The organism is Paenibacillus rhizovicinus (assembly GCF_010365285.1).
GTDB lineage: Bacteria > Bacillota > Bacilli > Paenibacillales > Paenibacillaceae > Paenibacillus_Z > Paenibacillus_Z rhizovicinus.
In genome coordinates, this window is record NZ_CP048286.1 from 5,623,519 (window position 1) to 5,645,080 (window position 21,562).

15 protein-coding genes are annotated in these 21,562 nt (G+C 55.2%); 14 read left to right on the top strand and 1 reads right to left on the bottom strand.

All coding sequences use genetic code 11. The features are described from left to right. Positions 1-141 precede the first annotated feature (141 nt). The 14 genes from GZH47_RS25045 (at position 142) to GZH47_RS25110 (ending at position 20,706) form a co-directional block, all read left to right on the top strand. Positions 142-2,478 (top strand): fibronectin type III domain-containing protein, encoded by a 2,337-nt coding sequence (locus GZH47_RS25045; RefSeq protein ID WP_162643741.1) that lies wholly within the window; start codon positions 142-144, stop codon positions 2,476-2,478. Between the two features lie 271 nt (positions 2,479-2,749). Then, complete coding sequence (locus tag GZH47_RS25050; RefSeq protein ID WP_162643742.1) at positions 2,750-3,670, top strand: ADP-ribosylglycohydrolase family protein; 921 nt, start codon at positions 2,750-2,752, stop codon at positions 3,668-3,670. 85 nt (positions 3,671-3,755) lie between these two features. After that, entirely contained in the window at positions 3,756-4,865 is a 1,110-nt protein-coding gene (locus GZH47_RS25055; RefSeq protein WP_162643743.1) for a hypothetical protein, read from the top strand. Positions 4,866-4,961: 96 nt separating this feature from the next. Next, positions 4,962-5,255 (top strand): hypothetical protein, encoded by a 294-nt coding sequence (locus GZH47_RS25060; RefSeq protein ID WP_162643744.1) that lies wholly within the window; start codon positions 4,962-4,964, stop codon positions 5,253-5,255. Between the two features lie 5 nt (positions 5,256-5,260). After that, on the top strand, positions 5,261-6,025 hold the full coding sequence (locus GZH47_RS25065) for an SDR family NAD(P)-dependent oxidoreductase (protein WP_404823721.1): 765 nt from the start codon (positions 5,261-5,263) through the stop codon (positions 6,023-6,025). A gap of 538 nt (positions 6,026-6,563) precedes the next feature. Then, on the top strand, positions 6,564-8,018 hold the full coding sequence (locus GZH47_RS25070) for an ABC transporter substrate-binding protein (protein ID WP_162643745.1): 1,455 nt from the start codon (positions 6,564-6,566) through the stop codon (positions 8,016-8,018). A gap of 88 nt (positions 8,019-8,106) precedes the next feature. Continuing rightward, entirely contained in the window at positions 8,107-11,055 is a 2,949-nt protein-coding gene (locus GZH47_RS25075) for an extracellular solute-binding protein (protein ID WP_162643746.1), read from the top strand. 20 nt (positions 11,056-11,075) lie between these two features. Then, positions 11,076-11,984 carry a carbohydrate ABC transporter permease gene (locus GZH47_RS25080; protein WP_162643747.1) on the top strand — a complete coding sequence of 303 codons (909 nt, stop codon included), beginning with the start codon at positions 11,076-11,078 and terminating at the stop codon, positions 11,982-11,984. A gap of 6 nt (positions 11,985-11,990) precedes the next feature. Beyond that, the gene (locus tag GZH47_RS25085; protein ID WP_162643748.1) at positions 11,991-12,863 is read left to right on the top strand and encodes a carbohydrate ABC transporter permease; all 873 of its coding nucleotides are present in this window, start codon (positions 11,991-11,993) and stop codon (positions 12,861-12,863) included. Positions 12,864-12,880: 17 nt separating this feature from the next. After that, the gene (locus GZH47_RS25090; RefSeq protein WP_162643749.1) at positions 12,881-14,947 is read left to right on the top strand and encodes a YIP1 family protein; all 2,067 of its coding nucleotides are present in this window, start codon (positions 12,881-12,883) and stop codon (positions 14,945-14,947) included. Between the two features lie 37 nt (positions 14,948-14,984). Beyond that, positions 14,985-17,597, top strand: a complete 2,613-nt coding sequence (locus tag GZH47_RS25095; protein ID WP_162643750.1) for a DUF5696 domain-containing protein — start codon at positions 14,985-14,987, stop codon at positions 17,595-17,597. Position 17,598: 1 nt separating this feature from the next. Further along, positions 17,599-18,495 (top strand): carbohydrate ABC transporter permease, encoded by an 897-nt coding sequence (locus tag GZH47_RS25100; protein WP_162643751.1) that lies wholly within the window; start codon positions 17,599-17,601, stop codon positions 18,493-18,495. 15 nt (positions 18,496-18,510) lie between these two features. Further along, on the top strand, positions 18,511-19,461 hold the full coding sequence (locus GZH47_RS25105) for a carbohydrate ABC transporter permease (RefSeq protein WP_162643752.1): 951 nt from the start codon (positions 18,511-18,513) through the stop codon (positions 19,459-19,461). Between the two features lie 84 nt (positions 19,462-19,545). After that, on the top strand, positions 19,546-20,706 hold the full coding sequence (locus tag GZH47_RS25110) for a GntR family transcriptional regulator (protein ID WP_225446203.1): 1,161 nt from the start codon (positions 19,546-19,548) through the stop codon (positions 20,704-20,706). A 68-nt stretch (positions 20,707-20,774) separates the two neighbouring features. Here GZH47_RS25110 and GZH47_RS25115 read toward each other — a convergent pair whose 3' ends face one another. Then, positions 20,775-21,437, bottom strand: coding sequence for a phosphatase PAP2 family protein (locus GZH47_RS25115; RefSeq protein ID WP_162643753.1), 663 nt, complete (start codon positions 21,435-21,437; stop codon positions 20,775-20,777). Positions 21,438-21,562: the final 125 nt, after the last annotated feature.

Consider the following 21,562-nt stretch of genomic DNA (forward strand, 5'->3'; position numbering starts at 1 on the left):
TGATGCCCTCCTGGCTGTTTGTTTCCATATCGTATCACGTCAATCATCTGCCCTGGCATGCCAGCCACAAAGGAGGGAGAGCAGAAGTATTCATGGTTCTCGTAGGAATGTGAGGCAAGATAACTTATTGGAGGTGTTGATTTGAAGATTAACAAAGGCATTCTATCTTGTTTGGCCGCAGCGCTCCTATTCAGTTTATTTACGTTCACCCAGTCGGCCTCGGCAGCCGTTCCAAGTCCTTGGCTGCAGCAGGACATCGGCTCTGTCGGCGTAGCCGGCACCGGCAATTACGCATCGGGAACGTTCACGATCCAAGCAACCGGAACGGACATCGCCGGAACGGCGGATCAATTCCGCTACGTGTATCAGCCGCTGAGCGGCGACGGCACGATCGTGGCCCGGGTGGCGTCCATTTCGAATACGAGCGCATGGGCGAAAGGCGGCGTCATGATCCGCGAAGCGCTCACGACCGGCGCTAAGCATGTCTCGACGGTCATTGAATATGCATCTACTTCGGGGGCGCAAATGGTCAGCCGCAGCGCCGCTTCGGGCAGTACGGCGACCGTCACGCAAACGGGCGTCGCCGCGCCGTATTGGGTGAAGCTGCAGCGCGCGGGCAACGTGTTTACCAGCTCGATCTCGAGCAACGGCACGACCTGGACGCAAGTCGGCACCGTAACGGTATCCATGTCTTCGAGCGCGTACGTCGGACTCGCCGTAACGGCGCAGAACAACACGACGCTGAACACGACGACCATCGACAACGTGACCGTCAGCGGTTCAACGAGCAGCGGACCGGCATTCGTGAAAGGCATTAACCTGAACGGCGCCGCGACGACGATCGAGGGCAACAGCTGGATTTCGTATGCTTCCGCGCTGAGCAGCGGCTTGTCCGTCTCGAACGCGACGTCTTGGAGCGGAACGTACTCGTTCTCGCTGAATCCGACGCCCGATGCCACTACGCAGACGATGATGCAGTCCGCTTTGTACCGCTCGGCGCCGCCGAACGGGCAGGGCTTCAGCTTGAATCAGACGATTGCGAACGGCAGCTATCAGGTCTATCTATGGACGATTGAAAACTATCAAAGCAATTTCCGCAACGAGGACGTGAAGCTGGAAGGGACGACGGTCGCGACGGGCATCGGCGATCTCGCGCTCGGCAGCTGGGCGAAGTACGGGCCTTATAGCGTTACGGTGAGCGACGGGACCTTGAATATCGATATTTTGCGCTCGACCAAGGGCGATCCGCAAATGACCGGAGTAGCCATCTACAGCACCGGAGGCGGCACCTCTTCCGATACGCAGGCGCCGACGGCGCCGAGCGGTCTGGCTTCCCCGTCCAAGACGGATACGACCGTCAATCTGACTTGGACGGCTTCGACGGACAACGTCGGCGTAACCGGCTATGACATTTACCGTGGCGGTACGACGCTGGCCGGCACGACGACGGGCGCCACGAGCGCGACGATCACGGGCTTGACGGCGAGCACGGCGTATACGTTCACGGTCAAAGCGCGGGATGCGGCGAACAACCAGTCCGCCGCCAGCAATTCGCTAGCCGTGACGACGAACGCAAGCACAGGGAACCGCAGCGGCCTGCCGTGGAAATCCGGCGTTTACCGGACGACGAACGACCAGGCGAACTGGACGGCGATCCAAAACTTCGAGACATGGCGCGGGCGGCTTGCGGACATTACGACGAATTTCCCATATCGCTATTCGTGGGATATCATGACGGTCAACGGCGCGTTCTTCAATGGCTGGCAAAACGCGCCATGGACGCCGACGTACGCCGTGCCGATGTTCCCGGAGAACATCGGAGCGACGTTCTCCGCCTGCGCGGCCGGCAGCTACAACAGCAATTGGACGACGTTCGCGAATAATCTCGTCAGCCACGGCCAGGGCGGCGCCATTATCCGGCTGGGCTGGGAGTTCAACGGGAACTGGTTCGCGCATTCCGTCACGAACGCCAACATGACCGATTGGAAGGCGTGCTTCCGTCAAGTGGCAACGACGATCAAAGCCGCAGCGCCGAACGTGAAGATCGATTGGAACGTCACTCGCGGCGACGGGCTCAAAGCGGCCGGCAACGCGGATCCGGCGCTCGTCTATCCGGGCGATGACGTCGTGGATTATATCGGCGTCGACAGCTACGACCAATGGCCGCCCGCCTTCAACGACGCGACATGGATCAGCAGCCATATCGGCGGCACTTACGGCTTGCAGCACTGGATCGATTTCGCGGTCGCGCACGGCAAGAAATTCAGCGTTCCGGAATGGGGACTTTACCATGGAGCGGCGCCGAACTTCGGGAACGACAATCCTTTCTATATCGAGAAAATGTGGTCGTTCTTCAACAGTCTCGGCTCTACCCTCGCCTATGAAGCTTATTACGACGAGGACGTGCTCACGCTAGGCAATCTCTCGTACGGCAACAATAATCCGAACAGCGCGCCGGTGTACAATTCCCACTGGTAAGCATGAAGCGCCGTCGTCCGAACGGGAATCCGTCCGGGCGGCGGTTTTATTTTTTGTGAAGGAAAACGGATCTAACTCGACGAATGAGAAGCGTTAAGGCGGCTTGGTTAGCGTGAAGTTATGAACTATATGAACAATTTGAGTAATATGAACCTAGCTAATAACCTAGTAAGAGTGGAGCATTACGGCATGAAAGTTCGAAGAGCATTGAACGATTCCTTACTTGGTTTCGTTCCAGACTACCGCTCTTCCATAATCGGGAGGACAACAAATGACGATGTCATTGAATCGCTATAAAGGCTGCCTTTTCGGGCTCGCAGCGGGAGACGCGATCGGCACGACGGTGGAGTTCAGCAGACCGGGAACGTTCGAACCGGTGACGGAGATGACGGGCGGCGGCGTGTTTCGCTTGCAGCCGGGGCAGTGGACGGACGATACGTCCATGGCGCTGTGCCTGGCCGACAGCTTGCTCGCCGTTCAGGGTTTCGACGCGGTCGACCAGATGAGCCGCTATGCCAGGTGGATGCGCGAAGGATATCGCAGCAGCACGGGGCAATGCTTCGACATCGGCAATGCGACGCGCGAAGCGGTTATCCGCCATGAACGGACCGGGGAAGGATTTTGCGGTTCGTCCAGTCCGGACTCGGCAGGCAACGGCTCCATCATGCGGCTGGCTCCGATTCCGATGTATTACGGCGAGCAGCCTCAGGAAGCGATCCGTTATGCGGAGGCAAGCTCGCGGACGACGCATGCGGCGGCGGAATGCATCGACGCCTGCAGGCTGTTCGCGGCGTATATCTCGGCAGCGCTGCAAGGCTGGGAGAAAGAGCGGCTGCTGCAGCCCGGCGCTTTCGACGAATGGCTGAACGCGGCCGCGCTCGCGCCGAGAATCGCCGAAGTTTACGGCGGTTCGTACCTGCGTAATGAGCCGCCTGATATTCAAGGCAACGGTTATGTCGTGCGTTCCCTTGAAGCGGCGCTCTGGGCGTTCGCGAAGGGCGGCTCGTTCGAAGAAGGCGTGCTGCTCGCAGTCAATCTCGGCGATGATGCCGATACGACCGGTGCCGTCTACGGCCAGCTGGCAGGGGCGCATTACGGCTTCGACGCCATACCGGAACGGTGGACGAGCAAGCTGGCCATGCGGGAGACGCTGGATGAACTGGCGGAGGGATTGTTCCGGGGGCGGAGATAATTAAATGCCGCTAAGCGTGTGTTTATGGAATGAAGAAATTCGACCGCAGATTAAACGTCATACAGTCGGTTAGGGGAAGTGTTCGATGGGGCAACGTGCTAACCTGGTAATCGTTAAGAAGGACGGCTACGACCTTTATTACAATCATTGGTGTGCCAACACGCTTCCCGAATCTTTGTTTTGGGGGCCTGAACATGCTATTGCTTTTATCGAAAGGCAAACCAAAGTCGATGAAACTGGATGGCTGGACGATATCTGGGCCGAAGGCGGCGTCCTCATTGACGAAGCATGCAAGCTGCTTTTATTTTTTGGAGGAGAAGATCTAAGTCGGGACATCCCATCTAGAAGGCTCTTCTTGGCACTCATGCAAACGCTTTGGACTGGTTGGGAAATCCGCTGGGCTAATGAGGGTATTTGGGATATTTCCGAGTACGCTGGTGCTTCTGGGGATAAAGTGGCGGCAAAAAGAGACGATGTCCGATTGCTCGAAAGCTTAGCGCCACCAGAGGAGAAAAATGGGGTAGATACGATTGGCAGCCTGACGTTTGAAGACGGAGAACAATTGATTTATCCCCTCGAGGGCGGGACTGAAGGTTATTTATGGATCGGGCCTGAGCTGGCTCATCCTAGCAATAAAGTAGGGGGCTTTGAGCAATTTCATGCTGCCGAATGGACAGACAATTTTCCGTCCTCGGGTTTTCATTTGGATGTCGGGCAAAAGCGGATTGATATATGGCACGCAGAAGTTTGTACGAATCTAGCGATAAGACTTCGTGAGCGCTGGTCAGGCTGGGTAATATGCGAACACTACGATCGGTACGAAGTTCAGATTGAGAAAACGGAAGGAAGGCTTCAACTGCATCATAGAGATCGTAACAAACTGCTTGGTGAAATCGAAGCCTCCTTGTTACGGACACCAATTAAGCCGGTAGATGAGTTGTTCTCGATAGTCAATCATTTGGAATCAGAGGGCAAAGAGGTAAAAGTAAACTCATTTGCAGTTAATCATACAACCTACGAACCGCCTGTGCATGTACGTGAGGAGAGGTTGAAATTTGCAATTGAATATTTAGATCAGCAAACGAAACCAAGCTTCCAGGGCCATACTGGACTCCAGGAAGCCAAAATGACGAAGTTCCGACGAGTATGTAAGCAGATTCTGGGAATAGGAAGCCGTGATCGGAGAAAAAACTAACCTGTATATTCGCTAGTCCTGCCCATACTTGGCTCGACCGCATAGTATGGTATAATTGCCCTAATGCAAGCTTGTATCAAGTGGAGGGTCATGACGATGAAAGTAACGATTATTCATGCACAGATGACGCATGACAAGGAAAACGGTTACCTGGGCTCGGTGCAGTTCGAAGCGGAGGGTCACAAGCATCCGTACGAAATTACGCTGCAGCTGAACAGCCTGCGCGGCACGACATGGGATTACAGTCTCCGTTTCGCGAAGGATCCCGGCTCGGAGGAGCAGATCAACGAAGTCGAAGCCGCTATCGAGACGGACGACGATTTGTTCGACAGTCTGATTGACGCCGCGGCGGAAACGCTGCCGGACGATAGCGAGGAAGAGGAGGCGTAAACAGGATGATCGGATTGAACTTGCAAGGCCGTACGGCACTCGTAACGGGGGCGACGGGCGAACTGGGCCGCGTGATGGCACGGACGCTCGCCGCTTGCGGCGCGGATGTGGCGGTTCACTATAATACGAACGAAGCGAAAGCGGAGGCGCTTGCCGCCGAGATTAGAGCAGCGGGCAGACGCGCCGTCAGCGTGCAGGCCGACATTACGAAATTGGATTCCATCCTGGCGATGCGCGATAAAATATCGGCCGAGCTCGGCCATGTGGATATCGTCGTTGCCAATGCCGTTATCCAGTATACGTGGACATCCGTGCTGGAGCAGCCGGAGGAGGATTACCGCAGCCAGTTCGAATCCTGCGTGCTGCAAAGCGTGCATCTGGCCAAAGCGTTCGTGCCTGCGATGATCGAACGAGGCGCCGGTCGGATGATCGGCATCAACACCGAATGTTCGATGCAGCATTTCGAGTCCCAATCCGCGTATGTCGCGGGTAAACGGGGGATGGACGGCGTCTACCGCGTGCTCGCGAAGGAAGTCGGCCCGCATCAGATTACGGTAAACCAAGTCGCCCCGGGATGGACCATTTCGGAGCGCGACCGCACGAACGGCACGGAGAAGAGCGAAGGCTACGACAAGAACGTTCCGTTGAAACGCCGCGGCACGGATCAGGACATCGCCAACACCGTCGCGTTCCTGGCTTCGGACTTGGCCGGATTCATTACGGGCGCCTACATTCCGGTTTGCGGCGGCAACGTCATGCCGGCGATTTAGCAATTATTGAGTTTATAGCTGCATGTGTTGGAAAGGGCCCCGAAGTTTGGGGCCTTTTTGTATGCCTTGCGGTACTCCATACCCGTGCCGACCAATTTAAATCCTGCGAGGCCTGTTCGATAGACGCCTACAGCACCACTGCGAAAGTGGGACTGGAGGCGTCTTTTTGCGCTGGTACGGCGCTAGGGTCGGAGCCAATCCGCGAAGTGGCGATCAGTCGGCCGGGCCCATCATTTTCTAATCTACATAAAGTATATCTTTTAGCCTAGCCATACCTCGACGCAAGTCCGGCAACCCCCTTAAATGTAAAATTTTAATAAAAGATATATTCACTATTTACAACCAAGTGGAAAGGACATACAATGAAAGCGCAACCAATGGAAGGATATGCCTGAGGTACTCAATATTAGATATATCCTATTGGTATTGAGAAATGTGGTGAATGGTCTATACGGAGAGGGGGTTGACGAGGCAAGAGGCATTGTAAGGGGCACTTGTTCATATCTACTTTTTCTATCCAAGGGGAGGAAGAAACAATATGCATGATAAACATTCGCGTCGTTTGATGGTCTCTGCAGCAGCTTTGATGGTGGCATTCTCCGTAACTGGCTGCGGGAGCAGCAGCGACAACAATACCAATATGAGTAACAAACCGGCCAACGCCGCGGACGCCAACAAGAACGCCAACAGCGGCGGCAACACAGGCAATGCAGCAGCCAACGCGACTACCGATACAGAGACGCCTCCTGCCGAGAACGCAGCCGACTTGAAAGGCGAGACGATCAAAATCGGCGTGTGGTGGGACGGAGCCGATCCGCGCGCGAAGGAAGAGAAGGACCGCACGCCTGCGGACGACGAGCAAATCGCGCTGATCGAAGCCGCCGAGAAGAAATACAACGGCAAAGTCGAATTCGTCAAATTCGGCGACTACGGCAAATACGTGGAAAATTTAACGACAACCTCGCTTGCAGGCGATCCTTTCGCCGACGTTGTCGTGCTTGAATTATTCTGGGCATTCCCGTCGCTGGTCAATAAGAACTTCATTCTGCCAATCGACGACATGCTGGATCTGAGCGATCCGAAATACATCTCCTGGATGAAGAACGGCGGCAGCTACCAAGGCAAGCAGTATGGATTCATTGATTCGCCGCCATCGCCGTACGGCATCTTCTACAACAAGAAGCTGGTGCAGGAAATGGGGCTGGAGGATCCGTACACGCTGCAGAAGAACGGAACGTGGACGTGGGATAAGTTCCGCGAGCTGGCGAAGGCGGCAACGAAGGACACGAACGGCGACGGCAAAACGGATGTATTCGGCTTTATCGGCGACATGAAGACGAGCACGGAGCAGTTCGTGTACGGGAACAAAGGCTCATTCGATAAAGATGAAAGCGGTAACATGAAGTTCTCGATGAACAGCGCGAACTCGATCCAAGGACTTCAGTTGGTTGCCGACATGTACAACGTAGACAAGTCGATCCTGCAGCCGGCGCCGACGGACGGTAACGACAAGGCGTTCATCGCAGGCAAGAGCGTTCTGTACGGCGGATTCAGCTGGGAACTGGACGGGTTGAAGACGAACATGAAGGATACGGAGCTCGGCTATGTGTTCTTCCCGAAAGCGCCTAATGCGACGGACTACACGTCCTACACGCCTTACGGCAATATGTACATGGTTTCGAAGTACTCCAAACATCCGGAAATCGCGATGAAAATCATGGACGAGATCAGCCTGCACGGCAAGAACAAAGAGCTGGCCATCGAAAGCTGGAAAAACGCATTTACGCCGGACGCACTCGATACGCGGACTCAAATGTACGACAAAATCGACTACAGCGGCAGCTTCATCGCCATTCCTGATGCGGACAAACTGGTTGACGGCGTGCTGAAGGATATTACGGAAGGCAAAGTAGCGCCTGCTACGGCAGTGGAGAAAATCAAAAATCAATTCGAGGCGGGTATTTCCAAATTGCAAGCCGAGGAATCGAAATAAGACATTCGCATGTGGAGCGGAATCCCTGGAGCGTTACTGTGTTTTCGTCCGGTAAACGCGACAGGGGTTCTGTTTTGAGAGGGGAACTATGAAGCCATCCTATTTCAAACTCATTCCGTTTCTCGTCATCGTGTTGGTCGTACTTTACTTTACTGTGACAGCATTTGGCGGCGGATCCGGCAGCACGGCTTCCGCCGATGATCAACCGCTCGACGTCGCCGGTCTTCAGCATATGTCGGTCACGTTCAAGAAGGGAAGCTACGACGAATATTTGTCCAAGCATCAAGATGAAGCGCCGGCTGACGCCGAGATCCGTATCGAAGCGGAGTCATTCAACGATGCGCAGGGCATGAACGCCTCCATCGTCGAGAATTACGAAGGCGCGCAAGGCAAAATGGTCGTAACCGGCGACACGGGCTCGATTACTTGGGGATTCGACGTCGAGCAGGACGGTTTGTATCAGATCGACATGAAGTATTTTACGGTCAAGGGTAAAGATTCGGATATTGAGCGCGGGCTCCTGATTGACGGAGAGACGCCGTTCAACGAAGCGAAAAGCTTGATTTTCAACCGGGTTTGGAAAGACGAGAAGGCCGCCTTCGACCGGGACGACCGCGGCAACGATCTGACGCCGAAGCAAGTCGAGGCGCCGATGTGGCAGGAGACGGTTTTCAAGGATGCGCAAGGGTACTATGAACAGCCGTATTTCTTCTATTTCCCCAAAGGCAGGCATGCGCTTACGTTGACGTCGAGCAAAGAGCCGCTTGTCATCGATTATTTGCGGTTGGTCAAGCCGGAGCAGCTGCCGACTTATGATCAATTGGCAACGCAGTACAGCGAGAAAGGCTATAAACCGGCAGCAGGCGCCAATTTGAAAATCCAAGGCGAGGCGGCGGCGTTCAAGTCGTCACCGATGCTCATTCCTTATAACGATCGCTCTAGCCCGGCTATCGAGCCGTTTCATGCTTCGAAGCTGCGGAACAACGCCATGGGAGGCTGGACCTGGCGGATGCCGGGACAATGGATCGAATGGGAAGTCGATGCGCCGAGCGACGGGCTCTATCAGCTGGCGTTCAAGAACCGGCAAAACTATTTGACCGATATGTCCGCGCTGCGCACGCTGTCGATCGACGGCAAAGTGCCGTTCCAAGAAGCGCAGCGAATCGGTTTCGCTTACGGCAGCGACTGGCAGATGAAAGTGCTCGGCAAGGACGCGGATACGCCTTATCTGTTTTATTTTTCGAAAGGCAAGCATTCCGTCCGGCTGGAAGCGACGCTGGGGGAGCTGGCGCCCGTATTGCGGACCGTGGAGAACAGCATTCTGAATCTGAATGCGATGTACCGCAAAGTCATCAGTTATACAGGCGTCGTACCGGATCAATTCAGGGATTATGCCCTGGACGAGCGGATTCCTGAAATGACGGATCTCTTCCGCAAGGAAAGCGGCAAGCTCTACGCGATCGCGAAGATGATTCAAGGGTCCGGAGGCGGCAATGACCGCTCGGCGCTGCTTAATTCGCTGGCCTACCAGCTGAAGGATATGGCGAACCGGCCGGATACCGTGCCGAGCCGCATCGATGCGTTCAAGAGCAACGTCGGCGCGCTTGGCGCCTGGATGCTCATGATCAACGAGCAGCCGCTGGCGATCGATTATTTGATCGTCTCCGCGCCGGGGGCGAAGCTGCCTGATCCTGAAGCGTCGACGATGGCGAAGCTGAAGGCGAGCGTGGCATCCTTCACCGCCTCGTTCTATGAGAAATACGACGACTTCAGCAGCGACGAGGGCGACGGCAAGTCGATTACCGTATGGGTCACTTCGGGCCGCGACCAAGCGCAAATTTTGAAACGCTTGATTGATGACAGGTTCACGCACGATACGGGCATCAAAGTGAACCTCAAGCTCGTTTCGGCCGATATTTTGCTGTCTTCGACGGTTGCCGGCAAAGGGCCGGACGTCGCTTTGCAAGCCGGCAACGATCTGCCGGTCAATTTCGCAACGCGGGACGCACTGCAGGACTTGTCCCGGTTCCCTGGCTTTGAAGAGGTGACGAAGCAATTCAGCGGCAGCGCGATGGTGCCGTACGCCTATTCCGGCAAGTATTACGGACTGCCGGAGCAGCAGACGTTCCCGGTGCTGTTCTATCGCAAAGACATTATCGAAGACGAGCTCCATCTGAAAGTGCCGCAAACATGGGCCGACGTCTACAAGCTCATTCCCGAGCTGCAGAAGCATAACTTGCAATTCGGCCTGCCGCAGCGCGGCCTGGATGCGCAAGGCAACGAAGTGGCGACGACCAATGTCGTCACGCTTCCGCCGAGTCCGACTTTTGCGATGCTGCTCTATCAGAACGACGGCCAATTCTACAAGAACAATGACATGGAGAGCGGTCTTGACGACGAGACGGCGATCCAGCAGTTCAAGAAATGGACGGACCTGTACGTCAACTACAAGGTCCCGATTCAGACGGATTTCGCCAACCGGTTCCGCACCGGCGAAATGCCGATCGGCATCGTCGACTACACGATGTACAACAAGCTGTCGGTGTACGCGCCGGAAATCAAAGGCTTATGGGACTTCGCTCCGGTTCCGGGCACGAAGCAGACTGACGGAACGATCCGCAGAGACACGGGCTCGGGCGGTACGGCAACCGTCATGTTCAAGAATACGAAGAACAAAGACGCGGCTTGGACGTTCATGAAATGGTGGACGAGCAAGGATACGCAATTGGACTTCGGCCGCGAGATGGAAGTACGGCTCGGCACGTCCGCCCGTTATCCGACCGCCAACCTGGAAGCGCTGCAGCAGCTGTCGTGGCCGATTCAGGATTTGAACACGTTGATGGAGCAGATGAAATGGGTGAAAGGCATTCCGGAAGTGCCAGGCGGTTACTTGACCGGACGGAATATCGACAATGCGTTCCGCAAAGTCGTCAACCAGGGCGAGGACGCGCGTGAAACCATGGACGACTATGTCCGCACGATGAACGAAGAAATCACCGCCAGAAGAGAAGAATTCAATCTTCCCTATGAGAAGTGAGGGGATTCCCGATTGCTACGATGATCGCTAGAAAATTCCGGTTAATGAAGTCCGAGATGAAGCAGAACAAGCATGCGCTTGTGTTGATGGCGCCTTATTTTCTCATCTTCTTGGTGTTCACCGTCATTCCGGTGCTGATGTCCGTCGTGCTCAGCTTTACGTATTTCAACATGCTGCAATTCCCGCGGTGGATCGGCTGGAGCAATTACGCCCACCTGTTCGTGCAGGACGACGTCTTCCTGATCGCCTTGAAGAATACGTTCCTGTTCGCGTTCATCACCGGACCGATCAGCTATATCGCCTGCTTCTTGTTCGCGTGGCTGATCAACGAGCTGCCGCCGAAGCTGCGGGCCGTACTGACGCTCGTGCTGTACGCCCCGTCGATTGCAGGCAACACGTACCTGATCTGGCAGACGCTGTTCTCCAGCGATTCTTACGGCTACATGAACGCGTTCCTGATCAAGTGGGGCTTCATTCTGGAGCCGATCCAATGGCTGCAGGACCCGAAATACATGCTGCCGATTCTAATGGTCGTGCAGCTGTGGCTCAGCCTCGGCACCTCGTTCCTGGCGTTCATCGCCGGGTTGCAGAACGTCGACCGCACCTTGTACGAAGCGGGCGCGATCGACGGCATCCGCAACCGCTGGCAGGAGCTATGGTTCATTACCTTGCCGGCCATGCGCCCGCAGCTCATGTTCGGCGCCGTGATTCAGATTACGTCGGCATTCGCCGTCGCGGAAATTTCGATCTACATGATCGGCTTCCCGAGCGTGGACTATGCCGCGCACACGATCGTTACGCATCTGATCGACTACGGCACGATCCGCTTCCAGATGGGATACGCGTCCGCGATCGCCACGATTCTGTTCGCGATCATGATGGGGACGAATTTGATTACGCAGAAGTTTCTCCGAAAAGTAGGTGAATAAAGGGCGATGAATGTGAAGTCACTGCTCAAGAAAAGACTGAATCGCTCCTGGACGGTCGATATTCTGCTGTTCGTGCTGCTTACCGGCGTTGCCGCATTCATGTCGCTTCCGCTCATTTACACGATTAACCGGGCATTCATGCCCCTTAACGAAATTTTCGCTTTCCCGCCGAAGTTCATCGTCAGCAATCCGACGTTCAAGAACTTCAAGGATTTGGTCGGCATCTTCTCGGATTCGTGGGTGCCGTTCTCGCGCTACGTGTTCAATACGTTCTTCATCGCGATCTCGGGGACGTTCGGCCATGTCATCATCGCGTCCGCCGCGGCCTATGTACTGGCGAAGGTGAAGTTCTCGTTCAACAAGCCGTTGTTCGCCTTGGTGGTCATGTCGCTGATGTTTACGCCCTACGTGACCCAGGTGCCGAACTATATGACGATTTCGTATCTTGGCATGCTCGATACGTATTGGGCGATTCTGCTGCCGGCATTCGGATCGACGCTCGGGCTGTATCTCATGAAGCAGTTCATGGAGCAAATTCCCGACGCGCTCATCGAAGCAGCCAAGATCGACGGCGCCACCGAGTACCGGATCTACTGGCAGATCGTCATGCCGATCGTGAAGCCGGCCTGGATGACGCTCATCATCTTCTCGCTGCAGAGCTTGTGGACGAACGGATCGGTGACGAGCCACAAATATATTTACAGCGAGCAGCTGCGTACGGTCGACGCGGTCTTCGGGCAAATCGCCAGCGGCGGGATCGCCAGAACGGGGCCGGTCGCGGCGGTAACGCTGCTGATGATGTCGGTACCGATCGCCGTCTTTATTTTCACGCAAAGCAGAGTCATCCAAACGATGTCTACATCGGGGCTGAAAGAGTAAGCAGGGGGGAGCCGGATTTGACAGCCAAAAGAACGATTGCAGCACTACTGCTGGTCATCTTCTTGATCAGCCAGTTCGCTCCCGTGGCAGCGGCCTCCGGCGACAGCTACACCTATTCCTATTGGGGAGACGCCGTGCCGGCGCCGGATCCGTATGTCGCCGCGCGGGTCGTCTACGGAGCGGACTTGAACATCGGCGGGCTATCGTCGCCGCAGGATATGTACATCTCGCGAACAGGCAAGGTTTATATCGCCGATACCGGCAACAACCGGATGATCGTCTTGAATAAAGCACTTCAGGTCGAACGGGTCATCGCCGGCTTCGAGCATGAGGGCAAGCAGGATACGTTCAATCAGCCGGAAGGTGTCTTCGCGGACGAGGAAGGCAATCTGTACGTCGCCGACACGCAAAATCGCCGCATCGTCGAACTTGCCGCCGACGGCCGCTTCATTCGGGCGATCGACAAGCCGCAATCCACGCTCATCCGCGACGGTTTCCAATACGCGCCGAGCAAGATCGTCATGGACAGCGCGCAGCGCCTCTATCTGGTCAGCCGCGGTTCCTACGAAGGGATCATGGAGTTCGATCAGGACGGCGCGTTCAGCGGGTTCATCGGAACGAACCGCGTCAAGTTCAACCCGGCGGACCTGCTGTGGAAGCGGCTGTCCACGAAGAAGCAGCGCGATCAGATGGAGCAGTTCATTCCGCTCGAGTTCAACAATATCGCCATCGACGGCGACGGTTTCATGTACACGACGACGGTGGAAGAGAACGGGAACAGCCCGCTCAAGAAGCTGAATCCGTCCGGCGTCGACATTTTGCGGAGCAAAGGTTATTTTCCTCCCAAAGGGGATGTCGGCACGCGGGATGCGGGCAGCATTCCCGGCAGCTCGATCTTCGTTGACGTCACGCAGGACGAGGGAGGCATGTACAGCGCGCTGGACTCGAAGCGCGGAAGGATTTTCACCTATGACAAAGACGGCAATCTGCTCTACATGTTCGGCGGCTTAGGAGCGGAGATGGGGAAGTTCCGCACCCCGTCGGCGATCGGCATGCTAGGGGAGCAGACGCTCGTTCTGGACAAGGACAACGGCCGTTTGACGGTGTTCGAACCGACCCGTTACGGCAGTCTTATCCGCAAGGCGGTTACGTCGTTGTACAACGGCAAGATCGAGCAGTCGACCTCCGCGTGGCAGGACGTGCTTAAGATCAACAGCAACTACGAGGTCGCCTATATCGGGATCGGCAAATCGCTGCTGAAGCAGGGCGAGAACAAAGAAGCGATGCGGTATTTCAAGCTGGGCAACAATCGGGAGAAGTACTCCGAAGCGTTCAAGCGTTACCGCAAGGAAATCGTGCTGGATCGTTTCGGGACGATCGTACTCGTCGTCTTGGCCGCCGTTCTGCTCGTTATCGGCGCAACGAAGCTCGTTCGCAGACGGGTCGCCGGCAAGCATTACGAGGAAGTCGGCATACTCAAGAATCCGTTCTATACCATGCTGCATCCGTTCAACGGTTTCTGGGAGATGAAGTTCGAGAAGAAAGGCAGATTGAAGATCGCGATCGGCGTTCTGCTGCTGCTTGCCGTGTTCACGATTCTGAAACGCCAATACAGCGGGTTTGTCGTGAACTACAACAATCCGGCCGAATTGAACAGCATCGACGAGTTGAAATTCATTCTGCTGCCGTTTCTGCTATGGTGCGTGGCCAACTGGTCGCTGACGACCTTGATGGACGGCGAAGGCAAGTTTCGCGAGATCGTGATGGCCACCGGCTATTCGCTTATGCCGCTCATGCTCGTTTATTTGCCGCAAACGCTGTACAGCAACGTCATCACGGCAGACGAGAGCTCGTTCTACTATTTGCTGAATACGATCGCGGTCGGCTGGTTTATCGGGCTGCTGTTCGTCGGCACGATGACCGTTCATCAATATTCGGCAGGCAAAACGCTCCTGACCATGCTGCTTACGCTTGTCGTAATCGGCATCATACTGTTCCTCGGCATGCTGTTCTTCAATATGACCCAGGAGATGGTCAGTTTCTTCAAATCGCTGTATGCGGAAATGTCATTCAGATGGCAGTGACCGGCCGGCGGAATTACGTTCATTAAGGGGGACGGTTGTGAAAAATCGAAAACGCATCGTAATGGCTGCCCTCTGCGTCAGTTTGGCAGCAGTCAGTCCCGTACGCCACTTCGCGCACGGACAATCCGAGGGCAGCGGCGCTCCGAAGCTGTCCATCGCGCCGTCGCCGGCTGCCGCTAACGGAAAAGCCGCCGCGCGCGAAGCGGCAATCGCGTCCATTGATACGGCATCCGGGCAAGCGGCAGTCACTCCGCGCACGTCGAATACGCCGGAGGAGCTGGCGGCGCTGACCCGCATGGAGCAAGTGTCCGAGACGGATTCGCTTGCGCTGTTCATCAACAGGGAAACGGCGGCAATCGCCGTCAAGGACAAGCGGGACGGCTATATCTGGTTCTCCAATCCGGTGGACGCCGGCAGCGACAAGCTTGCCTCGCCGCTGTACCGGTCGGAAATGTCCTCGCAGCTGCTATTGAACTACTACAACGACAAAGGCCAAGTCTATCGGTTCAACAGCTTCGACGACAGCGTACAGAAGAAGCAGTTCGCCATCAACGTGAAGGACGGGGCGGTCAACGTCACGTACCAGTTCGGCAAAGCGGCGGGAAATACGGATATCATCCCCGCCGTTATCGGCAAGCAGCGGTTCGAAGATGCGATCCTTGCGAAATTGAAGGACGACGATGCCCGCAAGCAGGTGACGTACAAATACCGGTATAACGAAGAGAAGCAGGTGTACACGGTTCGGAACCTCCAGGACAACGTGAAGCAGGAGCTCGCGGACTATCTGACTTCAGCCGGTTACACGGCGAAGGATGCCGCCAAGGATAACAAGGAGAACGGCGGCTCTTCCGAGGAAGCGGCGGAGGCGGAGGCGCAATTTACGATTCCGGTCGAATATGCCTTGGACGGCGATCAATTCGTGGTCACGATCCACGGTAAGGATGTCAAATACAACGAGGCATTTCCGCTCGCTTCCGTACAGGTGCTGAAGCACTTCGGGGCGGCTGACGATAAGAAGGACGGTTATATTTTCGTCCCTGACGGCTCGGGCGCATTGATCCGCTTGAACAACAAGAAGCTGACCGCCGAACCGTACCGCATGCCGGTCTACGGCGAGGACGGCACGTTCGACGTGAAGGAGCGCGTACTGACAAGCACGCCGGTTCGCCTTCCCGTATTCGGAATGAAGCAGAACGACCATGCGGTGCTGGGCATTATCGAAGGCGGCGACGCGCTCGCCAGCATATTGGCAGACATTAGCGGCCGACATGATGCCTACAACAGCGTCAATGCGGAATTCCAGTTCGTCGCCCAGGATGTCTACACGCTAACGTCCGGTACGAAGTCGAGTTCGGTACCGATGTTTCAGAAGCATCCGTATCAGGGCGATATCAAGCTCCGATATGCGTTTCTCTCCGGGGACGATGCGGATTACGTCGGAATGGCGGGAGCCTACCGGGAATACTTGATCGCGAAATACGACCTGAAGAAGCTGACGTCCGCCGAGAATGCGCCATTTATTCTCGAGCTGGAAGGGGCGTTCAAGAGGCAGAAGTCATTCCTCGGCATCCCGTACAAGACGACGGAACCGTTGACGACCTTCGAGGATGCTGCCCGGATTATCGCGATGCTGAAGGAACGGGGAGTCGACGATCTGGCGCTGCGGTATGTCGGCTGGTTCAATGGCGGCATCCGTCACGGCTCGCCGAAGTCAATCAAGCCCGAAAGCGCGCTCGGCGGGAAATCGGGGCTGAACAAGCTGGCGAACTATGCCGAGGAGAACGGTGTCCGCTTGTATCCGGATACCGCGTTTCTGGAGAAATACAAAGGATCGCAGGACAGCGCGGACTTCCTGGACAGACGCAATGCGGCGATCTATAAGTACGATCCGGTTATGTTCGTCAAGGATTCCGCTTCCTTCTCGCATTATGTGCTGTCCGCGAACAAGCTGCCGGGTACGGTCGGTGGATTCCTGTCCGATTACGGGAAGCTTGGCATCCACGGCCTGTCGCTGCGGGACATGGGCAGCGAGGTCAATTCGGACTTCAATCCGAGCTCGCCCGTCAGCCGTCAGGATGCGCTGGGTACGATCGTCGCCGAAGCCGGCAAATTGAAGCAGGGAACCGAATCGCTGATGGTCAGCGGCGGCAATGCCTATATGGTGCCGTACGCGGATATCATCGTCGGCGCACCGACCTCCAGTAACCGGAAGAATATCACGGACGAGGACGTCATGTTCTATCAGATCGCGCTGCACGGCTACGTTGACCTGGCAGGGGCGCCTTTCAACCGGGAAGATACGACGAGTCCGAGGGCCTCGATGCTCAAAGCGCTCGAAACGGGTTCGAATCTGTATTACGTATGGTATTACAAGGACTCGTCCGCCGTGAAGGATACGGCCTACAACGATTTGTACGCGCTGCATTACGCGGATTGGATCGACGAGGCGACGGCGCTCTATCAAGAAATGAATCCCGTCCTGAAGCAAGTCCGGAACGAAACGATTGTCGGGCACCGCAATCTAGCAGATGGCGTGGTTGAAACGACATTCGAGAACGGTCTTTCGATTCTCATTAATTACAATACGACAGCAGTACAGGTGAACGGTATGAGCATCGGCGCCGAAAGCTTCCGGTTAGGCGGTGAATAGCATGGAGAAGAAACGTATGACGCTTAAGCAGAAGAACGCTTGGTACGGCGTGCTGTTCGCGACACCGCTCATGATCGGCATGGTACTCTTGTTTATTCTGCCGATGATCCAGTCGTTCCGCTACAGCTTAAGCTCGCTGGATATGGTAGAAGGCGGCTTCGATGTCACGTACAAGGGATTCAGCAACTATACGAGTCTGTTCACGACGAATCCTGATTTTCCGCGCACATTGACCGAATCGGTCGTGAACCTGGTCGTGAACGTGCCGCTAATCATTATCTTCAGTCTGTTCGCCGCCGTGCTGCTGAATCAGAAGTTCAAAGGGCGTTCGTTCGCCCGGGCCGTCTTCTTCCTGCCGGTCATCATCGCCTCCAGCGCGATCGCGAACTTGGATATTAGCAGTTTCGTCGGGGGCGGCGCAATCGGATCGGGGAGCGGCGACGACTCCGGCGGCGTGATGCAAAGCATCGAATTAAGCAAAATGATGCTGGATTCCGGTCTGTCCCCGGGTATCGTTAACTACCTCACCGGAGCGGTGGACCGAATCTATGAAATCATCAGCTCGTCCGGCGTGCAGATCTTGATCTTCCTCGCGGGCCTGCAGTCGATTTCCCCGTCGTTGTACGAAGCGTCCAAGATTGAAGGAGCGACGGGCTACGAGAGCTTTTGGAAAATTACGTTCCCGATGATGACGCCGCTCATTCTGACGAATATGGTGTATTCGATCACGGATACGGTGAACAGCAATTCTATTAATCTGCTGATCTCGGAAACGGCATTCAAAGTGTTCGACTTTGGTTTAAGCGCCGCAATGTCATGGGTCTTCTTCCTCTGCGTCGGACTCGTGCTCGCGTTGTCGGTCGGACTGATCTCGCGCAAAGTGTTCTATTATGACTAACGTGGAGGGAAGTCTATGAAATCGCCAACAGATTATGCCATTGTCTTCGTAAGGAAACATCGTCCGGTGGACAAAACAAAACGTTGGTTATGGCTGCTCATCCGCACCATCATGATCCTCGGCTTCTGCTTCGTCATTCTGTTTCCCCTGTTTCAGCGGGTTTCCGTGGCATTCCGAAGCAAAGCCGATATCTACGATCCGACGGTACTCTGGATTCCGCGCCACATCACGCTCGATAATTTTCGGATCGCCATCGAATCGTCCCATTATGTCACCGCTTTGCTGAATACGATCTACGTATCGGCAAGCACGACGGTCATTCAGATGGCGTCGTGCGCGCTCGCCGCCTACGCCTTCGCGCGACTGCGGTTTAAGGGCAGCGGCATTCTGTTCGCGCTCGTTATCTTCACGATCGTGGTGCCGCCTCAGACGATCATGATTCCGCTGTACTTGACCTACCGGTACTTCGATCTGTTCGGGGTCGTGCATTTGGTTACAGGCAAGAGAGGACTGAATTTGATCGACACGTTCTGGCCGTTTATTATTTCCGCCGGCACGGCGATGGGGCTGAAGAACGGGCTCTACATTTATATATTCCGCCAGTTCTTCCGGGGCATTCCCAAGGAGGTCGAAGAGGCTGCGCTGGTCGACGGCGCGGGCGTCTTCCGGACGTTCTTCCGGATCATGCTTCCGAATGCGGTACCGGCGATCGTCACGGTGCTGCTCTTCTCCTTCGTCTGGCAGTGGAACGACAGTTACTACGTCAGTTTGTTCCTGAAGCAAGTCAAGGTGCTGTCCACAAGCCTGATGGACATGGGCATCGGCTTGAAGGAACCGGATCCGATCTATACGTCGATGCTGCTTAATACAGGGGTGCTGCTCACGATCGCCCCGCTCGTGATCATGTATTTGTTCGTGCAGCGTTATTTCGTGGAAAGCGTCGAGCGGACGGGCATTACGGGTTAAGTCTACTGATGCAAAATAGGTTGGATTCGTCAAGCAATTACCGATATACTTAAGGAAATATTAAGGCTAAGGTGTGGGTGCGTTTTGCTTAGCGATTATAAGCCGTTATACAGTCAGATACTCGGGATTTTACGAGAGCGCATTTCACAGGGCGAATACGTGATCGGCCAGCAGCTTCCGACCGAAGTCGAGCTCGCGGAGCAATTCGGGGTCAGCCGTATAACCTCCAAGCGGGCGCTGATCGAATTGGAGCGGGAAGGACTGATCTATCGCAGAAGGGGCAGCGGGAGCTTCGTCAAGAAGCAGGAAGAGGTCACGGCGGAGAAGGAGATGCAGGCCGTTCCTGCGCCCAGCCGAATCGTTTCTATGATTCTACCATTCGTTTCCGCGAACAACTCGTTCGAGCATATGCAGGGCGTGGCCGAATACGTGGAGTCCAAAGGCTACTATCTAAGTATTCATAACAGCGAATGGAACAGCGCGCGCGAGCGGGAGCTGCTGCAATCGCTGCCCAAACGAGGAACGTCCGGCATTATTCTGTACCCGGTCAGCACGCAGCACAATATGGATATCGTTCACGCGCTTCATCAGAACGGTTATCCGATCGTCACCGTCGATCAGTATTATAGTTTACTGGCGATGGGGAGCGCGGTATCGGACAACTTCGAAGGCGGCTACACGGCCGCATCGAAGCTCATCGAGCTCGGTCATGCGCGTATCGCGTTCCTGTCTACCATCGGCATTCAATATCGCAGCACGGTGCACGACCGGTATTTCGGCTACTGCAAGGCCTTGAGCGATAACGGGATCACGCTGGATACGGAATTGATCTTCAGCGACATGCATAAGGAAGCGGAAGGTCCGACGGACGTCCGCCGTGCGTTCTACAGGCAGCTCATCGAGCGTTTGCTCGCGTTGCAAGTGACGGCCATTCAGGCCGAGCATGATATGGTCGCGTACGATTGCATCAAGGCTTGCATGGAATTAGGCGTGAACGTGCCGGAAGAGCTCTCCGTCGTCGGTTTCGATAATAACGACATGTCGCGTCAAGCCGACATTCCGATTTCGACGGTCGAGCAGAATTACGTGGAGATCGGCAGAAGATCAGCGATGATGATCGTCGATCAATTGGAGCACGGGACGATCCAGCGGGAACGGGCCGACATTCCGGTAAAATGGATAGAAAGGCAGTCGATCGGCCCGGGTCCGGAGCTGGGTCTGGAATCGCAGGAGCTTCAAGAATAGCAGGTTTCCTATTAGCCTTCTGGCGGGCAATCGCTCGTCAGGGGGCTTTTTTGTTATGACTTTATCTATTACATGTTCGTCTGCTGCATGACTTGCTTCGCTTTGCTGCGATGTCCGGAACTCCGTTCGATACGGAGCAGCACGCGATAGACGATGTCCGCAAGCAGAATGCCGCAGGCGGCATCGAGCAGCGTATGCTGTTTAATTAGGAACGTCGAGACGATAATAAGCGTAGACATGCCATAGATCAGCGTTTGATTCAGACGGGTGCGGAATTTGCTCTCGTACAAGGCTTTCATGACCATGTAGCTGGAGAAGCAGTGAATGCTCGGGAAACAGTTGAACGGCTCGTCGCGATGATACACGAACATCAGCAAACGCGTAATCGGATCGTTCCCGGTCAAATCCGGACGCGGCACCGTTGTCTGGAAGACGAGGTAAATACCGTAGCAGATCAGCGCGCAGGTCACGTACGTAATAAGCGCCCTGCGGTAAACGGCCGGGTCTTTCATAAAGAAATAGATCAGGCAGACATAGATATAGAAGATCCAAACGGAGTAAGGCAGCACGAATATTTTGACGAGCGGTATCGCCCGGTCCATGGCCGTCATCAGGCTATAAATTTGCTGGCTCGGATGATGATTCGGATTGTTCGTATAAGCGTAAATCCAGCCCATGACAGGAAAAATAAGCATGCCGATCAATGGATAATAACGTTTCAACAGGTTCACATCGATTTCCCCCTTTCACGCACAAGCGAGTCTATTAGACTAGCATCTCTGACTGCAATTCTGTAATAATAAGTTATTGTCCGGTCATTGACAAGGACCAAAGTCATACATGAACGCGAGGCGAT

Bases quoted from the DNA above. Each gene is read 5' to 3' on its own strand.
- GZH47_RS25100 (WP_162643751.1), top strand. From the start codon at position 17,599: ATGGAGAAGAAACGTATGACGCTTAAGCAGAAGAACGCTTGGTACGGC.
- GZH47_RS25070 (WP_162643745.1), top strand. From the start codon at position 6,564: ATGCATGATAAACATTCGCGTCGTTTGATGGTCTCTGCAGCAGCTTTG.
- GZH47_RS25075 (WP_162643746.1), top strand. From the start codon at position 8,107: ATGAAGCCATCCTATTTCAAACTCATTCCGTTTCTCGTCATCGTGTTG.
- GZH47_RS25085 (WP_162643748.1), top strand. From the start codon at position 11,991: ATGAATGTGAAGTCACTGCTCAAGAAAAGACTGAATCGCTCCTGGACG.
- GZH47_RS25105 (WP_162643752.1), top strand. From the start codon at position 18,511: ATGAAATCGCCAACAGATTATGCCATTGTCTTCGTAAGGAAACATCGT.
- GZH47_RS25050 (WP_162643742.1), top strand. From the start codon at position 2,750: ATGACGATGTCATTGAATCGCTATAAAGGCTGCCTTTTCGGGCTCGCA.
- GZH47_RS25065 (WP_404823721.1), top strand. From the start codon at position 5,261: ATGATCGGATTGAACTTGCAAGGCCGTACGGCACTCGTAACGGGGGCG.
- GZH47_RS25080 (WP_162643747.1), top strand. From the start codon at position 11,076: ATGATCGCTAGAAAATTCCGGTTAATGAAGTCCGAGATGAAGCAGAAC.
- GZH47_RS25055 (WP_162643743.1), top strand. From the start codon at position 3,756: ATGGGGCAACGTGCTAACCTGGTAATCGTTAAGAAGGACGGCTACGAC.
- GZH47_RS25060 (WP_162643744.1), top strand. From the start codon at position 4,962: ATGAAAGTAACGATTATTCATGCACAGATGACGCATGACAAGGAAAAC.